This window comes from Herbaspirillum sp. meg3, assembly GCF_002257565.1.
Classification (GTDB): Bacteria; Pseudomonadota; Gammaproteobacteria; order Burkholderiales; family Burkholderiaceae_D; genus Herbaspirillum.
In genome coordinates this window covers 847,839-865,972 of record NZ_CP022736.1, presented here as the reverse complement: position 1 = coordinate 865,972, position 18,134 = coordinate 847,839, and the positions used below count along the sequence as shown (strand labels likewise).

The following is an 18,134-nucleotide window of genomic DNA, read 5'->3' as shown; positions in this document are numbered from 1 at the left end:
GCATACGACAGAATAAACATAATGCGCCCGACGAATGATCCGGCCGCCCCCCTTTCTTCCGAGCAAAGGCAATGCGTCCCACACCAACTGTTCTGACACCGACACAAAATGCGACGGTCACCTCTTCAGCCATCAGTTTCCTGCTTCTGGTGTGCATATCGCTCACCAGTCTGATTGGCTGGACCATCTGGGAAGAACGCGCCGATCAGCTCAGTGAGTCGGAAGTCACCTCCGATAATATGTCGCGCTCGCTGGCACGCCACGCCGACGACACATTCAAGGCCGCCGATACGTCCTTGCTCGGCCTGTCGGAACGTGTCCTCGTTGACGGCACTTCGCCTGCAGCGCTGGAACGGTTGCACAGACTACTGATGCTACGCGTCAAGGAGCTGCCACAGCTGCAGGGCCTCGCCATTTTCGACAAAGAGGGTCTGCGCATCGTCAATTCCCTGCCCAACAAGGATGAATATGGCTCCAGCGCGGATCGGGAATATTTTCTCTTTCACCGGACCAACAGCAATCCCGGCCCTCACATCGGCACGCCTTTTCAGGCGCGTTCTTCGGGCGACTGGGTGATTCCGCTGTCGCGCCGTCTCGACAGCGCCGATGGACAGTTCGCCGGTGTTGTCCTGGCCACCATCCACGTCAACTACTTTATCAATTTTTACCAGACCTTCGACATCGGACAGCACGGCGCCATTGCATTGATTCTGGATAACGGTATCCAGATTGCGCGTCGGCCACTGCTGCCGGATTCGCTGGGCAGGGATATGTCAAAGGGCCCGCTTTATGCCTTGTACAAGCATGGCAATGGCAACGGTTCGGCAATGATCAAATCGACGCAGGATGGTGTCGAGCGGCTCAATGGCTATCGGCGGTTGAACTACTATCCGATTTTTATCACCACCGCCTTGTCCAAGGATGAAATCCTGGCAAGCTGGCAGCGGCTTGCCATTGTCAGAGCCATACTCACGCTGTGTATCGTGGCCGTGATCGCTGTGCTTGGCTTGCGCCTGGTTCGTCAGATCAAGATGCGGATTCACGCCGAAGAGGAAGCCAGAAATGCCCGGGATGCATTGCAAGATCTGAACGTCACGCTGGAAAAACTGGCGCAGCAAGACGGCCTGACCGGGCTCGCGAATCGCCGCAAATTCGACCAGGCAATCGATCATGCACTGTCGCGCGCCAAACAGTCGGCGACGCCGCTGGCAATGATCCTGATTGATGTCGACTACTTCAAGAAATTCAACGATCTGTACGGCCATGTCGCCGGTGATGAATGTCTCAGGCAAGTCGCGGCGGTCATCAAGGCCAGCGAACAACGCAGCAACGATCTGGCCGCTCGTTACGGCGGCGAAGAATTTGCCGTGCTGCTGCCCGACACCAACCTGGATGGCGCCCTGGTGGTGGCGGAATCCATTCGCAAAGCCCTGCATGCGCTGAAAATAGAACACGTCGGCAACACTGCCGGCATCGTCACCGTCAGCGCCGGCATCGACGTGCTCACGTCCATTACGGAAAAAGATTCGGCAGCCAGTTTTGTCAGCGCTGCCGATGCTGCGCTCTACAGCGCCAAAGCTTCGGGACGTGATCGCATCCAGGTTCATCATCCGATTCCAGCAACCGGCAATCCTTGATGACTTTACTGTGCGGTAACCGGATTTTCTTCTCAACGTACAACATGCCACAACATGCACTATCAACTCAAAGACGAAGTCCCGTCGGTCAGCGACTACATCAACATCCGACTCGCAGCAGGGCTGAGCCGCAAGTCGCCTGAAGCCGCGACTATCGGCTTGAAGCATGGTTTGTTCAGCGTGATTGTCTATGCTGATACCACACCCGTCGGGATCGGGCGCGTCATTGGTGATGGCGGTTGTTTCTTTGAAATCGTCGATATCGCGGTGCTTCCGGCACATCAGAAAAAGGGCATGGGCCATCTGATCATGCAACGCCTCATGCACTATATTCACGAGACAGCCTTACCCACAGCCTACGTCAGCCTGATGGCCGATCACGGTACGCCGGAGTTTTACAAGCGCTATGGATTTGAAGCCTCACTGCCACCCGCAAAATCCGGGATGTCGCTGCGAATCACTTAGTCAGTTAAGCAACCTGCGACAACCAGCGACAACCAGCGCCGACAATACCACTGCGCCACAGACTTCCTACGACGACACGCCATTCTGCAGTCGGCCGCCCGGGCGCATGCGCTGCAATTGCTCCAACAACTCCTCCCGCACCACACTCGTGATGTGACTGCGCCGGCCGCTTTCCAGAATGCCGAGACGGCGCGCGACCGGCCTGCCCGGCAGATGCAGCACGCACAGGCTGGGATCGCTTTCCCAGTCGAAGTTCTTCAGCAACGGCACCATCGTGAAGCCGACATTCTTGCGCACTAGCTCGACGATGGACAAGATCGAGTTCAGCTCCAGAAAATCCTGCGGCACCAACTGCATGCCGCGCATGATCTTGTCGATATGCGCGCCGGTCGGCGTGCGGCGGTCGAAGCGGATAAAGGGATAGCCGGCAAACAGGCTGCTGATCGTCGAGTCGGCGCTGGCGATACTGGAGTTGGCGATCACGGTGAGCGTCTCGACGTAGCATTGCGTCCACAGCAAACCCGGTTTTTCCGGCCACTGGCGCTCCACCACCAGCGCCGCATCGAGTTCACCGCTGATGACGTCTTCCATCAGTTTGGATTGATCCTGCACGCGCAGCTCGACTTCCAGACTCGGATGCAGAAATTTGAGTTCAGTCAGCGTCGACGATAGCAAACCCATACCGGTAATCAGCGAACCCAGCTTGAGATTGCCGGCAATCGGCTCTTGATTCTGCAGATCGCGGCGCAGGGCCTCGTATTGCGCCAGCAGATCCACGGCGCGCGGCAGCAGCAAATGCCCGGCCGGCGCCAGCACCATACTGCGTCCGGTCTTGTCGAACAGCGTGGTTTTCAGCTCCGCTTCCAGTGCGCGCATCTGCTGGCCGACGGCAGCCTGCGTCAGCGAGACCTGATCGGCAGCGGCCGCAAAGGATCCGCCATGGGCGGCAGCGACGAAGGTGCGAAGAAAACGTATGGTGCTCATGGGTGGACGGCGAGCGCACGAAGGAAATGGCGAAATATAAATAGTAAATAAATTCTTTATCTATGCTAAACGATTTCTACATTTTTATTTTCTTTTGTTTGTCACATAATCGAAACATAAGTTGACCATTTGCCGGCAAACCGCCCTACAAACCAGGCCATGACTGCTTCGATGCCTTCCGTTCCGATTCCCTGTACGCCGTCCGCTTATCTGCAAGATGCGGACAATCCAGACAATCTGGACGACGTCGCCATCGACGCCGTTGCAAACTGTACCGCGCATCCCTCCCGTTTGTATTCATCAAGGATTTCCCATGTCTGACACCGTGACGGCGACCGCCGCCGAATTCGACCTGCGCGCCCGCGCCATCTACGATCTGGGCAACAGCACCATCTACGCCTCGCGCAGCGATCCGCGCTTCTCTTACTGCACTTACGTGCCGCCGCATATCGGCAGCGCCGGTTCACGCCCGATGCAACTGGTGGTCGTGATGCACGGCACCGGTCGCGCCTTCACCGAGTACCGCGACGCCTTTGCCGAGTTCGCGAAATGGAACGACTGCATCGTGCTGTGCCCGCTTTTCCCCGCCGGCCCGAAAGGCGACGGCAACCGTGACGGCTTCAAGCAATTGCGCGAAGGCGATATCCATTACGACGAAGTCCTGCTCGACATGGTCGATGAAGTGGCGACCAAGTTCGGCTGTGACTTTTCGAAATTCGCCCTGTTCGGCTATTCCGGCGGCGGCCAGTTCGTCAATCGCTTCGGCTATCTTCATCCGGAACGCCTGTGGGCGCTGTCGGTCGGCGCACCGGGTTCGGTCACGCTGCTCGACTTCAATCAGGACTGGTGGGTCGGTGTGCGCGACTTTGCGGCACGCTTCGGCAAACCGCTCAACCTGGACGCGCTGAAGACCTTGCCGGTGCACATGATCGTCGGCAAAGCCGATATCGAAACCTGGGAAATCACGCACAAGGAAGGCGGCAAGTTCTTCATGCCCGGCGCCAACGATGCCGGAAAAAACCGTCCTGAACGCCTGGAAAGCCTGCGCAAATCGTTTGAAACCGCCGGCGTCAAGGTCAAGCTCGACGTGGTCGACAACGTGCCGCACAACGGCATGGCCTGCGTCGGCAAGGTGCAGGATTTTTTCGCCGCAACGTTACGCGCTTTGCGCAGCGCGTCGGCGGCAAGCTAGACTAGCCGACTTAACTTTCCGCGGGGAGAACACATCACATGTTTCGTTTCACGCTGAATCGACTGGCCATGGCGCTGCCGACTTTGTTCATCGTCGCGGTCGCGGTGTTTGTACTGATACGCCTGATTCCCGGCGACCCGGCGCAGCTGCTGCTCGGCGATCTCGCCGATCCGGCGCGCCTGCTGGAGTTGCGCACGCATCTGGGACTCGACAAGAGCTGGCTGGTGCAGTTCGGCGTGTGGGGCGGCCACGCCTTGCGTGGCGATCTCGGCGTATCGATCACGACTGGCGAACCGGTGCTGCAACTGGTGCTGAGCCGCTTCATGGTGAGCGCTCAGATCGTGGTCGTGGCGGTGATCCTCGCGGTGGTCGTGGCTGTTCCGGCCGGCATGATCGCGGCATGGAAGCAAAACCGCCTGCCCGACCTCGCGCTGGTCGGCGCCGCCACCTTGCTGGTGTCGCTGCCGACCTTCTGGCTGGGCTTGCTGTTATTGCTGTTCTTCGGGCTGAAGCTGGACTGGCTGCCGGTGGTGGGTTACGTCTCGGTCATGACCGACTGGAAAACCGGCCTGCTGTATCTGGTGATGCCGATCATGACCTTGTTCCTGCATGAAATCGGCGTGCTCATCCGCATGGCGCGCGCCAGTACGCTGGAAGTATTGCGCCTCGATTACATCACCCACGCGCGCGCCAAGGGTCTGTCCGAGCGCGCGGTGATGATGCGCCACGCCTTCCGCAACTCCTTCGGCCCGACCTGGACACTGATCGGCCTGGTGCTGGGCAATCTGCTCGGCGGTGTGGCCGTGGTGGAAACCGTGTTCACCGTTCCCGGCCTCGGCCGCTTGCTGGTAGACGCGATTTTTGCACGCGACTATCCGGTGATTCAGGGCTGTCTGCTGTTCGTGGCGGTGATCTATGTGCTGACCAATCTGGTCGTCGATCTCTGCTATCCCCTCTTCGACCCACGGGTGCTGGCCGAATGAAAAAATTCCGTACTCCGCAAGCGCTGATCGGTCTGCTGGTCATCGCGTTCATCCTCGGCGCTGCGTTGCTGGCGCTGGTATGGACACCGCACGATCCGCTCAAGATCAGTTTCTCCGCACGCTTCCAGCCACCCGGTGCAGCATGGTTGCTGGGCACCGACGAATTCGGCCGCGATGAGCTGTCGCGCCTGATGGCCGGCGCGTCCAACAGCGTATGGATCAGCTTCCTGACCGTACTGTTCGCCATCGTGGTCGGCACCTGTATCGGCGTGGTCACGGGCTTCGTGCGTGGCTGGGTCGACCGCATCGTGATGGCCTTCATCAATGCCTTGCTGGCATTTCCCGGCTTGCTTCTGGCGCTGGCCTTGCTGGCGGTATTCGGGGCAAATCAATATGGCATCATCCTTGCGCTCGGTCTGGCGTATACGCCGTCGGTCACACGCATTGTGCGCGGCACGGTGCTGTCGCTGCGCGAAAAGGAGTTCATCGAATCCTCACGCGTGCTGGGCAACTCCGAGCTGTACACCATGGTGCGCCATATCCTGCCTAACTGTATTGCGCCATTGACCGTGCTGGCGACGTCAATGTTCGGCTGGGTGATCCTGGCCGAGAGCGCCTTGTCCTTCCTCGGGCTGGGCGTGCCGCCACCGGCGCCGACCTGGGGCAATATGCTGGCCTCGGCGCGGCCTTACATGGAACAAGCGACTTACCTGTCGATCTTTCCCGGTCTGTGCATCGCACTCACGCTGCTGGGCATCAACTTTCTTGGCGACGCTGTGCGCGACCTGCTCGATCCCCGCATGAAAGGTCTGGAATGAACATGGCTTCCACACCCGTCGCCGGCAAACTCGTTGACGTCTCCGGTCTGACGTTGGCTATCGGCACCAAGGGACGGCAGATCGTCCGCGACGTGTCGTTCTCGGTCTCTCCCGGCGAATTCGTCGGCCTGGTCGGGGAATCCGGCAGCGGCAAGACGCAGGCCGCGCGCGCCATCATGGGACTGACCCCATTACCCCTGATCCGTACAGCGGGCAGCATCGTGTTCGAAGGCGAAGACATCGCCCAAGCTGCTGAAAAACACCTGCGCTCATTGCGCGGCGCGCGCATCGGCATGGTGTTTCAGGAGCCGATGACATCGCTCAATCCTTCCTCGACCATCGGCTCGCAGCTGGACGAAGGCCTCGCGCTGCATCGCCCGCAACTGACCAAGTCGATGCGCCGCGAACTGACGCTGGACATGCTGGCCCGCGTCGGCATCGCCGATCCCAGGGCAGCGCTGTCGGCATGGCCGCATGAGTTCTCCGGCGGCATGCGCCAGCGCATGATGCTGGCTTCCGTCATGCTGCTGGAACCGGCTCTGCTGATCGCCGACGAACCCACCACCGCGCTCGATGCCGTCGTGCAGCGCGATGTGCTGGAACTGATGGTCAACCTGACCCGCGAGCGCAACACCGCAGTGCTGCTGATCAGCCATGACCTGCCGATGGTCGCGCGCTATACCGAGCGCGTCATCGTGATGAAGCAAGGCGAAGTGGTCGAATCCGGCAATACCGCCGCCATGCTGGCCGCACCCGCTCAAGACTACACGCGCAAGCTGCTGGAAGCGATTCCACGCCGCCAGCCGGCACGCACCTTGCCGGCGGCCGAGCCGGTGGTCGAAGTCCGCAATCTGGTGGTCGAATACGGCGGTCATCCGCGCCTGTTTTCAAAGACTGTTTCCAAGCGCGTTTTGCACGGCATCGATCTGGCTATCCAGCCCAGGGAAATCGTCGCCGTCGTCGGCGGCTCCGGCTCCGGCAAGACCACGCTGGGCCGCACCATCGCCGGTCTGATCAAACCGTCCGAAGGCGACATCCTGTTCAAGGGCCACGCCATCCATCGCAGCGATCCAGGCTGGCGCGACTACCGCCTCAATTGCCAGATGGTGTTTCAGGATCCCTACTCCTCGCTCAATCCGCGCATGACGATTGCCCAGCTGGTCGGCGAAGGCCTGCGTCAGATCGACGGCATGTCGGCTGCCGACAAGCGTGCCCGCGTGGCGAAGATGCTGCAGGAAGTCGGCCTCGACGGCAAATACGGCGACCGCCATCCGCATGAACTCTCGGGAGGCCAGCGCCAGCGCGTAGCGATTGCACGCGCACTGGTGCGCCATCCCTCATTCGTGATTGCCGATGAGCCGGTGTCGGCGCTGGATGTGACGGTGCGCGCGCAGGTGTTGGAATTGTTCGCCGAGCTGCAGGACCGGCATGGCTTCTCCTGCCTGTTCATCAGCCACGATCTCGGCGTGGTTGAACAAGTCGCAGATCGCGTGCTGGTCATGCAAGGCGGGCGCATCATTGAACAAGGCAGCCGCGACGCCGTCTTCGATCAGCCTCAGCATGCCTATACACGTACACTCCTGTCAGCGATCCCCGCATTGATCCCGACACCCAGTGGCGGCATGCAGCTCAAATGGCGTTTTGACGAACCGGTGGCATCTGCAACGGCCATCGCTACACCAATCCATGCTTGACCCTATAACATCGTCATCAATCTTCATTCACGCACAGTCTCAAGGAAATCAGCCATGTCTTCTTCACAGTCTCCAGCACGCCTGCTGCTGAAAATGAGCGTAATGAGTGCCATGAGTACCATCGCGGCGTTGAGCGCAACGTCTGCTTTTGCACAGAATCCAGCGCAAATCGTCGTCGCGCAACCGGCAGATATCCGCTCCACCAATCCCGGCGTCAATCGCGACAACACGACGGACGGCGTGGTGCTCAACATTGTCGAAGGTCTGGTCGGCTATCACGAAAACGGTTCGGTCGGTCCGTTGCTGGCGAAGTCGATCAACGTCAGCCCCGACGGCCTGACCTATACCTTCAAGCTGCGTCCCGGCGTCAAGTTTCACAACGGCGACCCGATGACCTCCGCCGATGTGCTGTGGAGCTGGAACCGCTACATGAATCCCAAGACCGACTGGCGCTGTCTGAGCGATTTTGACGGCCGCTCCGGCACCAAGGTCTTGTCGGCAACGGCTCCCGATGCGCAAACCTTTGTGCTGAAGATCGACAAGCCATCGGCCATCTTCCTTGACAACCTGGCGCGTACCGATTGCGCTATGGCTGCGGTCATCAGCAAAAAATCCGTGAAAGCAGACGGCAGCTGGGACAAGCCGATCGGCACCGGCCCGTACAAGTTTGACGAATGGAAGCGCGGCGAATACGTCACCCTGAGCGCCTTCGCCGATTATCAATCGCCACCGGGTAACAAGCCGGACGGCTATCTCGGCCTGAAGAAGCCGCAGATTCCGCAGGTCAAGTTCCTCGACGTGCCCGACATGTCCACCTCCAAGGCCGGCCTGCAATCCGGCGCCATCGATGCCGGCCAGATCACCTCGTCCGACGTCAAGGAGCTGAAGGCCAATCGCAATCTGAATGTGATCATCCCAAGCGAAGCCGGCAAGAATACCCTGCTGATGCAAACCAACGATCCGGTGCTGAAAGATGAAAGGATACGTCAGGCGATTGCCTTGTCGCTGGACATGAAGCAGATCGTTGAAGCCGCTTCCGAAGGGCTGGCGCACGTCAATAATTCCGCGATTTACGACAAGTCATTGTTTTACAGCGCAGAGCAAAAGAAGGGCTACGTCTACAACCCCACCAAGGCCAAGCTGTTGCTGCAACAGGCCGGCTATCGCGGGCAGCCTATCGTGATCCAGGCCAACAAGCGCGCACACGTGCCGAGCTATACCGTGGCCGTGCTAAGCCAGGCGATGATGCAGGCGGTCGGTATCAATGCGCAGATCGAAGTGCTGGAATGGGCCACGCAACTGGACCGCTACAACAGCGGCAATTACCAGATGAGTTCCTTCACGTATTCGTCACGTCTGGATCCGGCGCTGAGCTATGAGCAGTTTTCCGGCAACAAAGCCAAGCAGTCGCGCAAGGTGTGGGACGATCCTGCCGCGCAAAAGCTGATTGATCAGAGCTTTATCGAATCCGACACCAAGAAGCGCCAGGTGCTGTTCGATCAACTGCACAACATGCTGATTACCAAGACGCCGCTGATCGTGCTGTACAACGTGACCGACTCCTGGGCCATCCGCAAACGCGTCAACGGCTATACCGTCTGGGAAAGCAAACCCCTGATGTGGACCAGCAGCCTGGCCAAATAAACCGAGCCTTCCGCGGCGGGTTGCTCACAGCAACCAGATGAACATCCCGCCATTTTCTTGTTGAACATTTTTTGCGAGCGCCTTCCGCCATCTCGCCAGGCTGCTGCATTGCCTGTTTCCTTTGAGGATTACCCGACATCATGACTACCATTCAGCAATTTCCATTTGTCTCTGTCTCCGGCACACCGCACGAGCGCGGCGTGCAATACGGCCAGCAGGCTGCCGATCGCGTGCGCGGCAGCATTGCGCTGTATGGACAGACACTCGTCAACATCGGTTACGGCGAACAGGCGCGCAACAAGCTCATCGATTTTTTTGCCAAGCAGATCGGCGACTACGCACCGCATTACATCGATGAAATGCGTGGCATCGCCAAAGGTGCAAATGTGGACTTCGCCGACATCGTGATGATCAATGCGCGTACCGAAGTACTCGCCAAAGCACGCGCCGAAAAAGTCGCCGCCGTCGACAACGAACCCGGCGACGGCTGCACCGGCGCGCTGATCCTGCCGGAACGCTCGGCCACCGGCAATCTCATCCACGGCCAGAACTGGGACTGGCGCGCCGAATGCGCCGACACGTCCATCGTGCTGCGCGTGCGCAACGACAACGGCCCCGATTTCCTGACCTTCGTCGAAGCAGGCGGACTGGCGCGCAGCGGCTTCAACAGCGCCGGTGTATCCATCACGGCCAACTATCTGGAATCGAACCGCGACTTCACGCAACTGGGCGTGCCGCTGTCACTGATCCGCCGCAAGGTGCTGGAACAGGAGATTTTTTCGCTGGCGATGAAGACCGTCGCAACCACGCCGAAGTCTTGTTCCAACAACATCATGCTGGGCATGGCTGAAGGCTTCGGCATTGACTTCGAATGCACGACGAATGAATCCTTCCCGATCTATCCGGGCGAAGACAATCTTATCGTGCATGCGAATCACTGGATGTCGCAAGTAGCGCTGAGCAAGCTGGTCGATCTCGGCATCGCCAATTCACCCGACAGTCACTACCGCGACTGGCGCGTGCGCAAATTGCTCAACGCCGCCGGCGCCAAACTCGGCCGCCAACAGATGAAAGATGCCTTCTTCGACAACTTCGGCTTGCCTTATTCGGTATGCCGTCCACCGCGTCCGGGCAGCCATGACAATCTGTCAGCTACCGTGGCAATGGTGATCATGGAACCGGCCGTGCGCGAGATGGAAGTGGCGCCGTTGCCGGCATTGAATCGTGTGTTCACGCGCTACAGTCTCGATCACGATCCGGTGTTGTTGGCGGCATAGTCGGCAGGTTGATCGACAGCGAATCAACGACGCAATCGATGTCTGTGTTGTTGCCTTGTCATTGCTATGCGATCGTCGTGTCATCGCATAGCAATAACTCAGAGAGTGGCGAGGGAAAACTTCGTCATCGCCGATGATCGGGATCACTGCTTCATGAGCCTCGTGTCAGTATTTTGTCAGCGAAAATATCGCATAGTTTTTGCGCAAATCCTCACTCATTGTCTTTAAATAAAGAGCACTTCTTTTAATTGTAAATTCTCTGCATTTTTCAGAAAAATTGCTTCAGAACATCACCAACCCCGCCGTTAATACCTTGTGAAAATGCGTTGGCCTGCAAATGCCTGACTTGAAATCGCCGCTTCCTCTTGATGGCGCGCGGACGATATTGACAGAAAACATATCGACGACCGAGACAAGGTGGTTTGACCTTGTTGCATTTTCTTTATTGATGAACGCTTGCCCGGAAAACATCCCCAGCCAGCAACACCAGGAACATTGCCGCTCTCAATTCAAAAGAAAAAGATCTCAACATGAAAACCCTCAGACTCACCATCAAGTCCCGCCTTGCACTCGCCATGGCGATTCTCTCCGTCCTGCTTCTCGCCATTGGCATGACCGGTCTGTTCGGCATGTCCACCGTCGTGAAGATCAACCGCGAGCTGTATCAGGTGCGCATGCCCAAGACGGTGGCCGCCGACAATACCTTGCTATGGGTTGGCCGCCAGCGCACCTCGCTGGATCAGGCAGCCTTGACGACTGACCCGGCATGGGCACAGCAGATGTACAAGACGGAAGCGGACGTCGGCAAGCAGGCGCTGGAATGGTGGGCCAAATACGCAGCGCTGCCGCAAAGCGAGCAGGCCAAGAAGCTGGTGCAGGAAGTCACCGAAGGCCTTACCAAGACTGAAAAAGCCATCGATGAATTCCGTGACGCCATCAAGGGCGGCGACCGTCAGCAGATTTCCGACAAGGCGCGTGTGGTCGGCACGGTCTATACCGCGATGCAAAAGAGCGGTACGCTGCTCAACGAATATGAAACCGACGCGGCGCGCCAGAACTATGAGGACTCGCTGAACCGTTACGAAAACTTCCGCATGATTTCGATCGCCGCAGTAGCGATAGGCTTGCTGCTCGCCGGCTACAGCTGGTTCTCGCTGCGCCGTGCGATTTCACGTCCGATCGAACAGGCACTCAAGCATTTCGACGACATTGCCGAAGGCGACCTCACTCAGCGTGTACACGTGCATTCGACCGACGAAATGGGCCAGTTGCTGACCGGCTTATCGAAGATGCAAGACAACCTGACCAGAACCGTTTCTACTGTGCGCACAGGTAGCGACGCCATTGCTACCGCGACCAAGGAAATCAGCGCCGGCAATCTCGACCTGTCCTCACGCACGGAGCAACAAGCGGCCTCGCTGGAAGAAACCGCTTCCAGCATGGAAGAGCTGACCAGCACCGTGAAGCACAATGCCGACAATGCACGCCAGGCATCCACGCTGGCCGTCAATGCTTCGCAGATCGCCAGCGCCGGTAACGATGTTGTCAGCCGCGTCGTGACGACCATGGATGAAATCCGCGATAGCTCCACCAAGATCACCGAAATCGTCGGCATCATCGACGGCATCGCCTTCCAGACCAACATCCTGGCGCTGAACGCAGCGGTGGAAGCCGCCCGCGCCGGCGAACAGGGCCGCGGCTTCGCGGTGGTCGCCAGTGAAGTGCGCGCCCTGGCGCAGCGTTCTTCCAGCGCCGCCAAGGAAATCAAAGACTTGATCATGCTGTCGGTCGACCGCGTGCAAACCGGTTCTGCACTGGCAGGCCAGGCTGGTCAAACCATGAGCGAGATCATCGGCGCGGTACAACGCGTAACCGACATCATGGGAGAAATCTCTTCCGCCTCCAGCGAGCAAAGCTCGGGCATCGATCAGGTCTCGCAAGCCGTCTCGCAAATGGATGAGGCAACCCAGCAAAATGCCGCACTGGTCGAACAAGCCAGCGCCGCCGCCAAGTCGCTGGAACAGCAAGCCTTGTCGCTGAAGGACGCCGTCTCCATTTTCAAGATCATCGAAGAGCAGCGTGCTCATCAACAGTATGCCGCGCCGACGTACACGAGCTCCGCAGCAAAGCCGGTCAAGGCTCGCAACACGAAGTCCATCACGCCACTGAAGATGTCTTCCGCGGCATCGAAACCCTTGCCGGCGGCAACACCCGCCATCGGCAAATCGTCCGCGGTTTCGTCGAACGACGATTGGGAAACCTTCTAATCCGACGTCGCTGCCATGCGAGCCCGTCGCGATTTCTTGCGCAATACATTGTCCACGACCGGGGAGCCGATATAGGCTCTCCGGCGGGCAAACGCATGTCTGTTTTACCTTCGAAGAGATGACTCTGTCCACGTTTTCTGCGGCAGGGCAGATCTGCGATCACACCGAATCTCACCCACTTACACAAGGAGGCACAGATGAGTGACGACAACACCCAACCACCACCACGGCGGCATTTTCTGCGACAGGTCATCACTGTTGCAGGCACTGCATCGCTATCTTCTCCACTGGCAGTCGGCACCGGAGCCGGTGCAGCGATCGCGGCCACCGCTGCAAGCGCTGCCGATGCACCTGCCGCAGCTGCAACTCCGGCCACCTCGCCAGGCCTGATCGGCTACGAAAGCTTCAGCGCCGATGAAGCCGCTTTCGTCGAAACTATGGTCAACATCATGTGCCCAGCCGATCAGTTCACTCCCAACGGCGTCGACTGCGGCCTGGCGATTTTCATCGACCGCCAATTAAGCGGTGCTTACGGCAAAGGCGCCGGCCGCTACATGAGCGGCCCATGGCTGCAAGGCAAACCGCAACTCGGCCTGCAGTTGCCGCTCACGCCCGAGCAGTTCTTCAAGGCCGGCGTGGAAGCCGCCAACCGCCAGGCCATCAAGAAATTTGGTAAAGCCTTCGACCAGTTGGCGCCGGCAGATGCCGATGCTTTCCTCGCCGCCATTGCCGACGGCAAAGTGGTCGACGAAGACACCCCGCTGGGTTCCTGGTTCAATGAACTGATGTATCCCTTGTTCACGCAAGCCTGTTACGCCGACCCGCTATACGGCGGCAACAACAACAAGGTGTTCTGGAAGATGCTCGGTTATCCCGGCTTGCCGGCGACGCACACGCTGGACATGGTGAACTATCGCGGCAAACCCTTCCCCGGTGCGAAAGATCCCAAGTCTATCCTCGACTTCAGCTAAGGACACAACATGATAAAAAAACTGGAAAAGCGGACGGTCGTGATCGTCGGCGGCGGGCTCACTGCGGGCCTGGTTTCGCGTCAGCTGACGGCGCAAGGCATCGACGTGCTGGTGCTGGAACGCGGCGGCGATCACAGCAACGGCGCCGAAGCCAAGCTGCCGTCGCAACGCGATGAGCTGCGCTGGGACGTGCGCCAGGGCCTGGTGCAAAAATGGAACGTGCAGACGTACACGCTGCGTCATTCGCGCAGCGACACCTCGCTGCCGGTGCGCTGGATGGAAGCCTTCCTGCCCGGCGAAGGCATGGGCGGCGCCGCCAATCACTGGAACGGCCACACCTGGCGTTGGGCCGAGTATGACCCGACCTTGCGCACGCATTACACCAATCGTTACGGCGCCAAGGCAATCCCTGCCAACATGCCGCTGCAGGACTGGGGCGTCACTTACAAGGAGATGGAGCCTTACCACGACCTGTTTGAGAAGCTGTTCGGCATCTCAGGCAAGGCGGGCAACATCAACGGCAAAAAGCAGGCCGGCGGCAATCCGTTCGAAGCGCCGCGACGCGGCGAGTATCCGCAAAAGCCGCTGGAAATCACCGAAGCCGGCACCGTCTTCAGACAGACTGCGGAGAAGATGGGCTATCACCCGTTCCCGACACCCGCGGCCAATTCCTCCGGCGTCTATACCAATCCGGACGGACAGAAACTCGGCCAATGCCAGTATTGCGGTCACTGCGAACGCTTCATCTGCGAGGCCCAAGCCAAGGCTTCTCCGGAAGTGTTGCTGTACCCGATGCTGAAGGAACGCAAAGGTTTTGAAATACGCCTGAACAGCCATGTGCTCGGCGTCAACTACGACGCGCAGACCAAGCGCGTGACCGGCGTGCGCTATCTCGACCTGCGCAACGGCCAGGAGTATGAACAGCCGGCCGACGTCGTCGTGCTGGGTGCATTCACCATGACCAACACCAAACTGCTGCTGCTCGACAAGATCGGCACGCCGTATGATCCGGTCACCGGCAAGGGCGTGGTCGGCAAGAACTTCTGTTACCAGACTACCTCTGCTGTGAACGTGTTCATGAAGGATCGCTGGACCAATCCTTTCTTGTCCACCGGCAGCACCGGCACCGTGATCGACGACTTCAACAACGACAACTTCGACCACACCGGCCTGGGCTTCCTTGGTGGCGGCATGATCAGCGCCAACATGTTCAGCGGCCGTCCTATCGTCGCGCGTCGCCTGCCACCAGGTACGCCACGCTGGGGCACCAAGTGGAAGCAGGCCAACGTCGACTGGTATGCGCATTCCTTCGGCATGTCGATCCAGGGCAGCTGCTATCCGAACACGGAAAACTTCCTCGACCTCGATCCGGTGTACAAGGATGCCTACGGCCAGCCGCTGGTGCGCATGACTTTCGACTGGCGCGAGAACGAGACCAAGATGTCAGCCTACGTCACCAAGAAGATGGAAGACATCGCCAAGGCGATGGGCGCCGACATCGTCGGACCGGCGGTGCCGCGCAAGAGCCCGTTCGATATTCGCGCCTATCAGACCACGCACATCACCGGCGGCACGCCAATGGGTACGGATCCGGCGCACAGCGTCGTCTCGCCGCGTCTGCAGCACTGGGATGCGCAGAATCTGTTCGTGGTCGGCGCTTCGGTGTTCCAGCACAATTCGGGCTACAACCCGACAGGTCCGCTGGCGGCGCTGGCAGTCCGCCTGGGTGACGATCTGGTGCGCTACGTGCAGCGTCCGCGCATGCTGTGATGCGCTACGGATATTTATTATTTTGAGGAGCAATCAATGAAGTATTTACACCGGAAGCATTTCCACCGCGCAGCGCTCGCTGCTGCAATCGCACTGTCGGCAGTATCCGTGTCGATGTCGGCCATGGCGCAAGACGTCAACGCCGGCAAACTGGTCTTCGCGCAATGCGCCGCCTGCCACACCGTTACCGCGGCCAACGGCATCGGTCCCGGTCTGCTGGGTATCGTCGGCCGCAAGTCGGCAGCGTCGCCGGGCTTTCGCTACAGCCCGGCGCTCAAGCGCGCCAATCTGACGTGGGATGAAAAAAATCTGGACGCCTACATCGCCGATCCGCAGAAGCTGTTGCCGGGCAACGTCATGCCGTTCTCGGGCATCGCCGACGCCAAGCAACGCGCGGATCTGATTGCGTACCTGAATAGTGTGAAATAACGCGAAGCAGGGCTTGCCCATTTTAGGGCAAGCCCACCTAACGGAGACCGTTTTTAACATGGCGCACCATTCGTTTCCGACAGCAACGTCTCGTTCTGCAAACAAGCATCTTGTGTGGCGCCGGTATCTGTCGGCGATAACCTTGCTGCTGTCCGCATCTTCAATGGCTTCAGCGCAGGACGATCCGGCGCTGCACGGTTGCTGGCAAAGTCAGCAAATACAGGTCACGCTCGCCAGTCAGAAGGTCCTTAACCAAAACGGCGATTGCACGGGGGAATATGACGGTTCTTTCACACGCGCACATTGTTACAACGAAGCCGGCAACTACGAAGCTCTGTCGACCTATGAAGTAACGGATCCGGGCCACATGCGGGCTACGTTGATTGATCCTGCCACGCAAAAACCCAAGGCTGCGTCCTACGATGTAGAGTACCGCGTCGACGGCGACTGGCTCATCATCAAACGGCAATTCCCGGCATCGCTTTCCGCCGGCAATCCAGATCGGCCAGTCAGCATCCAATCGCTCTCAGTCCGGGTAAAACCGAAAGACGGCGTACAGCCGCTGTGCCAGCCACAAGGAAAAAGTGCCATCCGTATCGGTCGCACCTCGGTCAGCTCACTGGCGCTATCGGTTCCGGAAGGCTGGCAACCGTTTCTGGTTGATCCGGCAACCGACAGGAAAGCTGCTCTGGCGGTCGGAGCAGGATTTCTGGTCGGTGCTTTCGTACCGTTGGGAGCATCGCCGACACAGCTGGTGTTCATCGTCGACGATACGCGCTATGGTCCCACTCCGTTGCGACAGGCTGAGTTTGTCGGTGTCAGGAAACGCTTTTCCGACGAAGTCGGCAATGCTGTCATTCTATGCGACCAGCCCGATAAGATCTGTGCCTTGCTGAGCAGGACAAACGGCCCTAGCGTCTATACCGAACTGGTCAACGTGAAAGGACGCGTTGCCATCGTCACCAGTTCTGCTGAAGGCAAGACGAAAGAAGTGACATTGCAGCTGCGCAAAGCCGTGCAGAAATTCACTCAGCGCTTGATTGCGGACAATCCATAAGTTCTTGAAGCAATCAATTTTAGCGCCGGCGGGACTTACTTGCGCTTCACCGCCGGCCGCTTTGCAGACGTATCCTCGAATTTTGTACCTACTGCCGCCGGCGGAGCTGTGGTCGCATGCGGCATCGCAATCGTCGCTTTGAGAAACAGTGACATGACTGCCTCGGCGGTCTTGTCGTCGATGCGTTCCGGATCACAGCGATGGGCGAAGCACACGCCCTCGCACAAGGCCATCAGACCGATTGCTATCTGGTGTGCCGGTGCGATCGATGGTGTATTGGTCAGACGCGCGAAGATCTCGACAAACTCGGCGATCTGTTGGTGGCGCTCACGCAGGAAGATGCTCAGTTTGGCGCGGAATTTTTCATCGCGCATGGCGACGATCTTGGCTTCCATCCACAGCTGGCTGCACATGTCATCGCGGTACAGTGTGCTGTAGTAACCGGAAATCTTTTCCATCAGCGCGATCGGATCGATTACCGGCGACTGGAACAGACGGTGAAATTCCAGATCGATGTCCGCGCTCTCCCGACGCAACAACTCAAAAAACAACTCGGTCTTGTCGCTGAAGTTGGAATAGAACGCACCCCGCGTATAACCGGCGGCGGCGGTGATGTCTTCCACACTTGCCAGCGTGAATCCCTTTTGAACGAACACGGCATGCGATGCCTCCAGCAGGCGTTGGCGCGTCTGCTCGCGGCTTTGCTCGCGGCTCAGGCGCTGGCGTCCTGCGGACGGGATTTCCGTTTTGGCAACTAATTTGGCGTTGGCGGTGGTCATGGCTTTGCTCATGGCGTGATTTTAGCATCGATGTATTCAAATACATCGTTGCATCTGAATTCATTAGTGTATTAGAATGCCAAAAAATTCCCGCGTGCGCTTAACAAATTAATCAGGTTGCAGGGTTCGGAACGGCTGACGATCCGGACATCACATTTCCAGAAAGG

Annotated in this window: 16 protein-coding genes; 14 read left to right on the top strand and 2 right to left on the bottom strand. The window is 58.7% G+C overall.

Going from position 1 to position 18,134, the window contains the following annotated elements; translation table 11 throughout:
* Positions 1–71 precede the first annotated feature (71 nt).
* Together hmeg3_RS03980 and hmeg3_RS03975 are read left to right on the top strand one after the other, a co-directional pair.
* Entirely contained in the window at positions 72–1,637 is a 1,566-nt protein-coding gene (locus hmeg3_RS03980) for a sensor domain-containing diguanylate cyclase (RefSeq protein ID WP_094562581.1), read from the top strand.
* Positions 1,638–1,691: 54 nt separating this feature from the next.
* Positions 1,692–2,102, top strand: coding sequence for a GNAT family N-acetyltransferase (locus hmeg3_RS03975; protein ID WP_094562580.1), 411 nt, complete (start codon positions 1,692–1,694; stop codon positions 2,100–2,102).
* Between the two features lie 66 nt (positions 2,103–2,168).
* Here hmeg3_RS03975 and hmeg3_RS03970 read toward each other — a convergent pair whose 3' ends face one another.
* Positions 2,169–3,086, bottom strand: coding sequence for a LysR family transcriptional regulator (locus hmeg3_RS03970; RefSeq protein WP_094562579.1), 918 nt, complete (start codon positions 3,084–3,086; stop codon positions 2,169–2,171).
* A gap of 159 nt (positions 3,087–3,245) precedes the next feature.
* On the opposite strand from hmeg3_RS03970, the gene hmeg3_RS24635 reads away from it, so the two are divergent.
* From hmeg3_RS24635 to hmeg3_RS03915, 12 genes are all read left to right on the top strand, one after another.
* Complete coding sequence (locus hmeg3_RS24635; RefSeq protein ID WP_157739209.1) at positions 3,246–3,407, top strand: hypothetical protein; 162 nt, start codon at positions 3,246–3,248, stop codon at positions 3,405–3,407.
* Positions 3,400–4,278 (top strand): hydrolase, encoded by an 879-nt coding sequence (locus hmeg3_RS03965; protein WP_094562578.1) that lies wholly within the window; start codon positions 3,400–3,402, stop codon positions 4,276–4,278. Before hmeg3_RS24635 ends, hmeg3_RS03965 begins: the two co-directional genes overlap by 8 nt.
* A gap of 38 nt (positions 4,279–4,316) precedes the next feature.
* Positions 4,317–5,261, top strand: coding sequence for an ABC transporter permease (locus hmeg3_RS03960; protein WP_094562577.1), 945 nt, complete (start codon positions 4,317–4,319; stop codon positions 5,259–5,261).
* Complete coding sequence (locus hmeg3_RS03955) at positions 5,258–6,079, top strand: ABC transporter permease (protein ID WP_094562576.1); 822 nt, start codon at positions 5,258–5,260, stop codon at positions 6,077–6,079. Before hmeg3_RS03960 ends, hmeg3_RS03955 begins: the two co-directional genes overlap by 4 nt.
* 2 nt (positions 6,080–6,081) lie before the next feature.
* Positions 6,082–7,773, top strand: coding sequence for an ABC transporter ATP-binding protein (locus hmeg3_RS03950; RefSeq protein ID WP_094566124.1), 1,692 nt, complete (start codon positions 6,082–6,084; stop codon positions 7,771–7,773).
* A 54-nt stretch (positions 7,774–7,827) separates the two neighbouring features.
* The gene (locus hmeg3_RS03945) at positions 7,828–9,417 is read left to right on the top strand and encodes an ABC transporter substrate-binding protein (protein ID WP_094562575.1); all 1,590 of its coding nucleotides are present in this window, start codon (positions 7,828–7,830) and stop codon (positions 9,415–9,417) included.
* A 140-nt stretch (positions 9,418–9,557) separates the two neighbouring features.
* Positions 9,558–10,694, top strand: a complete 1,137-nt coding sequence (locus hmeg3_RS03940) for a C45 family peptidase (protein WP_094562574.1) — start codon at positions 9,558–9,560, stop codon at positions 10,692–10,694.
* Between the two features lie 530 nt (positions 10,695–11,224).
* Complete coding sequence (locus hmeg3_RS03935) at positions 11,225–12,961, top strand: methyl-accepting chemotaxis protein (RefSeq protein WP_094562573.1); 1,737 nt, start codon at positions 11,225–11,227, stop codon at positions 12,959–12,961.
* 197 nt (positions 12,962–13,158) lie between these two features.
* Positions 13,159–13,932 (top strand): gluconate 2-dehydrogenase subunit 3 family protein, encoded by a 774-nt coding sequence (locus tag hmeg3_RS03930; RefSeq protein WP_094562572.1) that lies wholly within the window; start codon positions 13,159–13,161, stop codon positions 13,930–13,932.
* 9 nt (positions 13,933–13,941) lie between these two features.
* Positions 13,942–15,702: a GMC family oxidoreductase gene (locus tag hmeg3_RS03925; protein WP_094562571.1), complete on the top strand. Its 1,761-nt coding sequence runs from the start codon at positions 13,942–13,944 to the stop codon at positions 15,700–15,702.
* A gap of 36 nt (positions 15,703–15,738) precedes the next feature.
* On the top strand, positions 15,739–16,131 hold the full coding sequence (locus hmeg3_RS03920) for a cytochrome c family protein (protein WP_094562570.1): 393 nt from the start codon (positions 15,739–15,741) through the stop codon (positions 16,129–16,131).
* 163 nt (positions 16,132–16,294) lie between these two features.
* Positions 16,295–17,188, top strand: a complete 894-nt coding sequence (locus hmeg3_RS03915) for a hypothetical protein (RefSeq protein ID WP_157739208.1) — start codon at positions 16,295–16,297, stop codon at positions 17,186–17,188.
* A gap of 35 nt (positions 17,189–17,223) precedes the next feature.
* Here hmeg3_RS03915 and hmeg3_RS03910 read toward each other — a convergent pair whose 3' ends face one another.
* Positions 17,224–17,979 carry a TetR/AcrR family transcriptional regulator gene (locus hmeg3_RS03910; RefSeq protein ID WP_094562568.1) on the bottom strand — a complete coding sequence of 252 codons (756 nt, stop codon included), beginning with the start codon at positions 17,977–17,979 and terminating at the stop codon, positions 17,224–17,226.
* Positions 17,980–18,134: the final 155 nt, after the last annotated feature.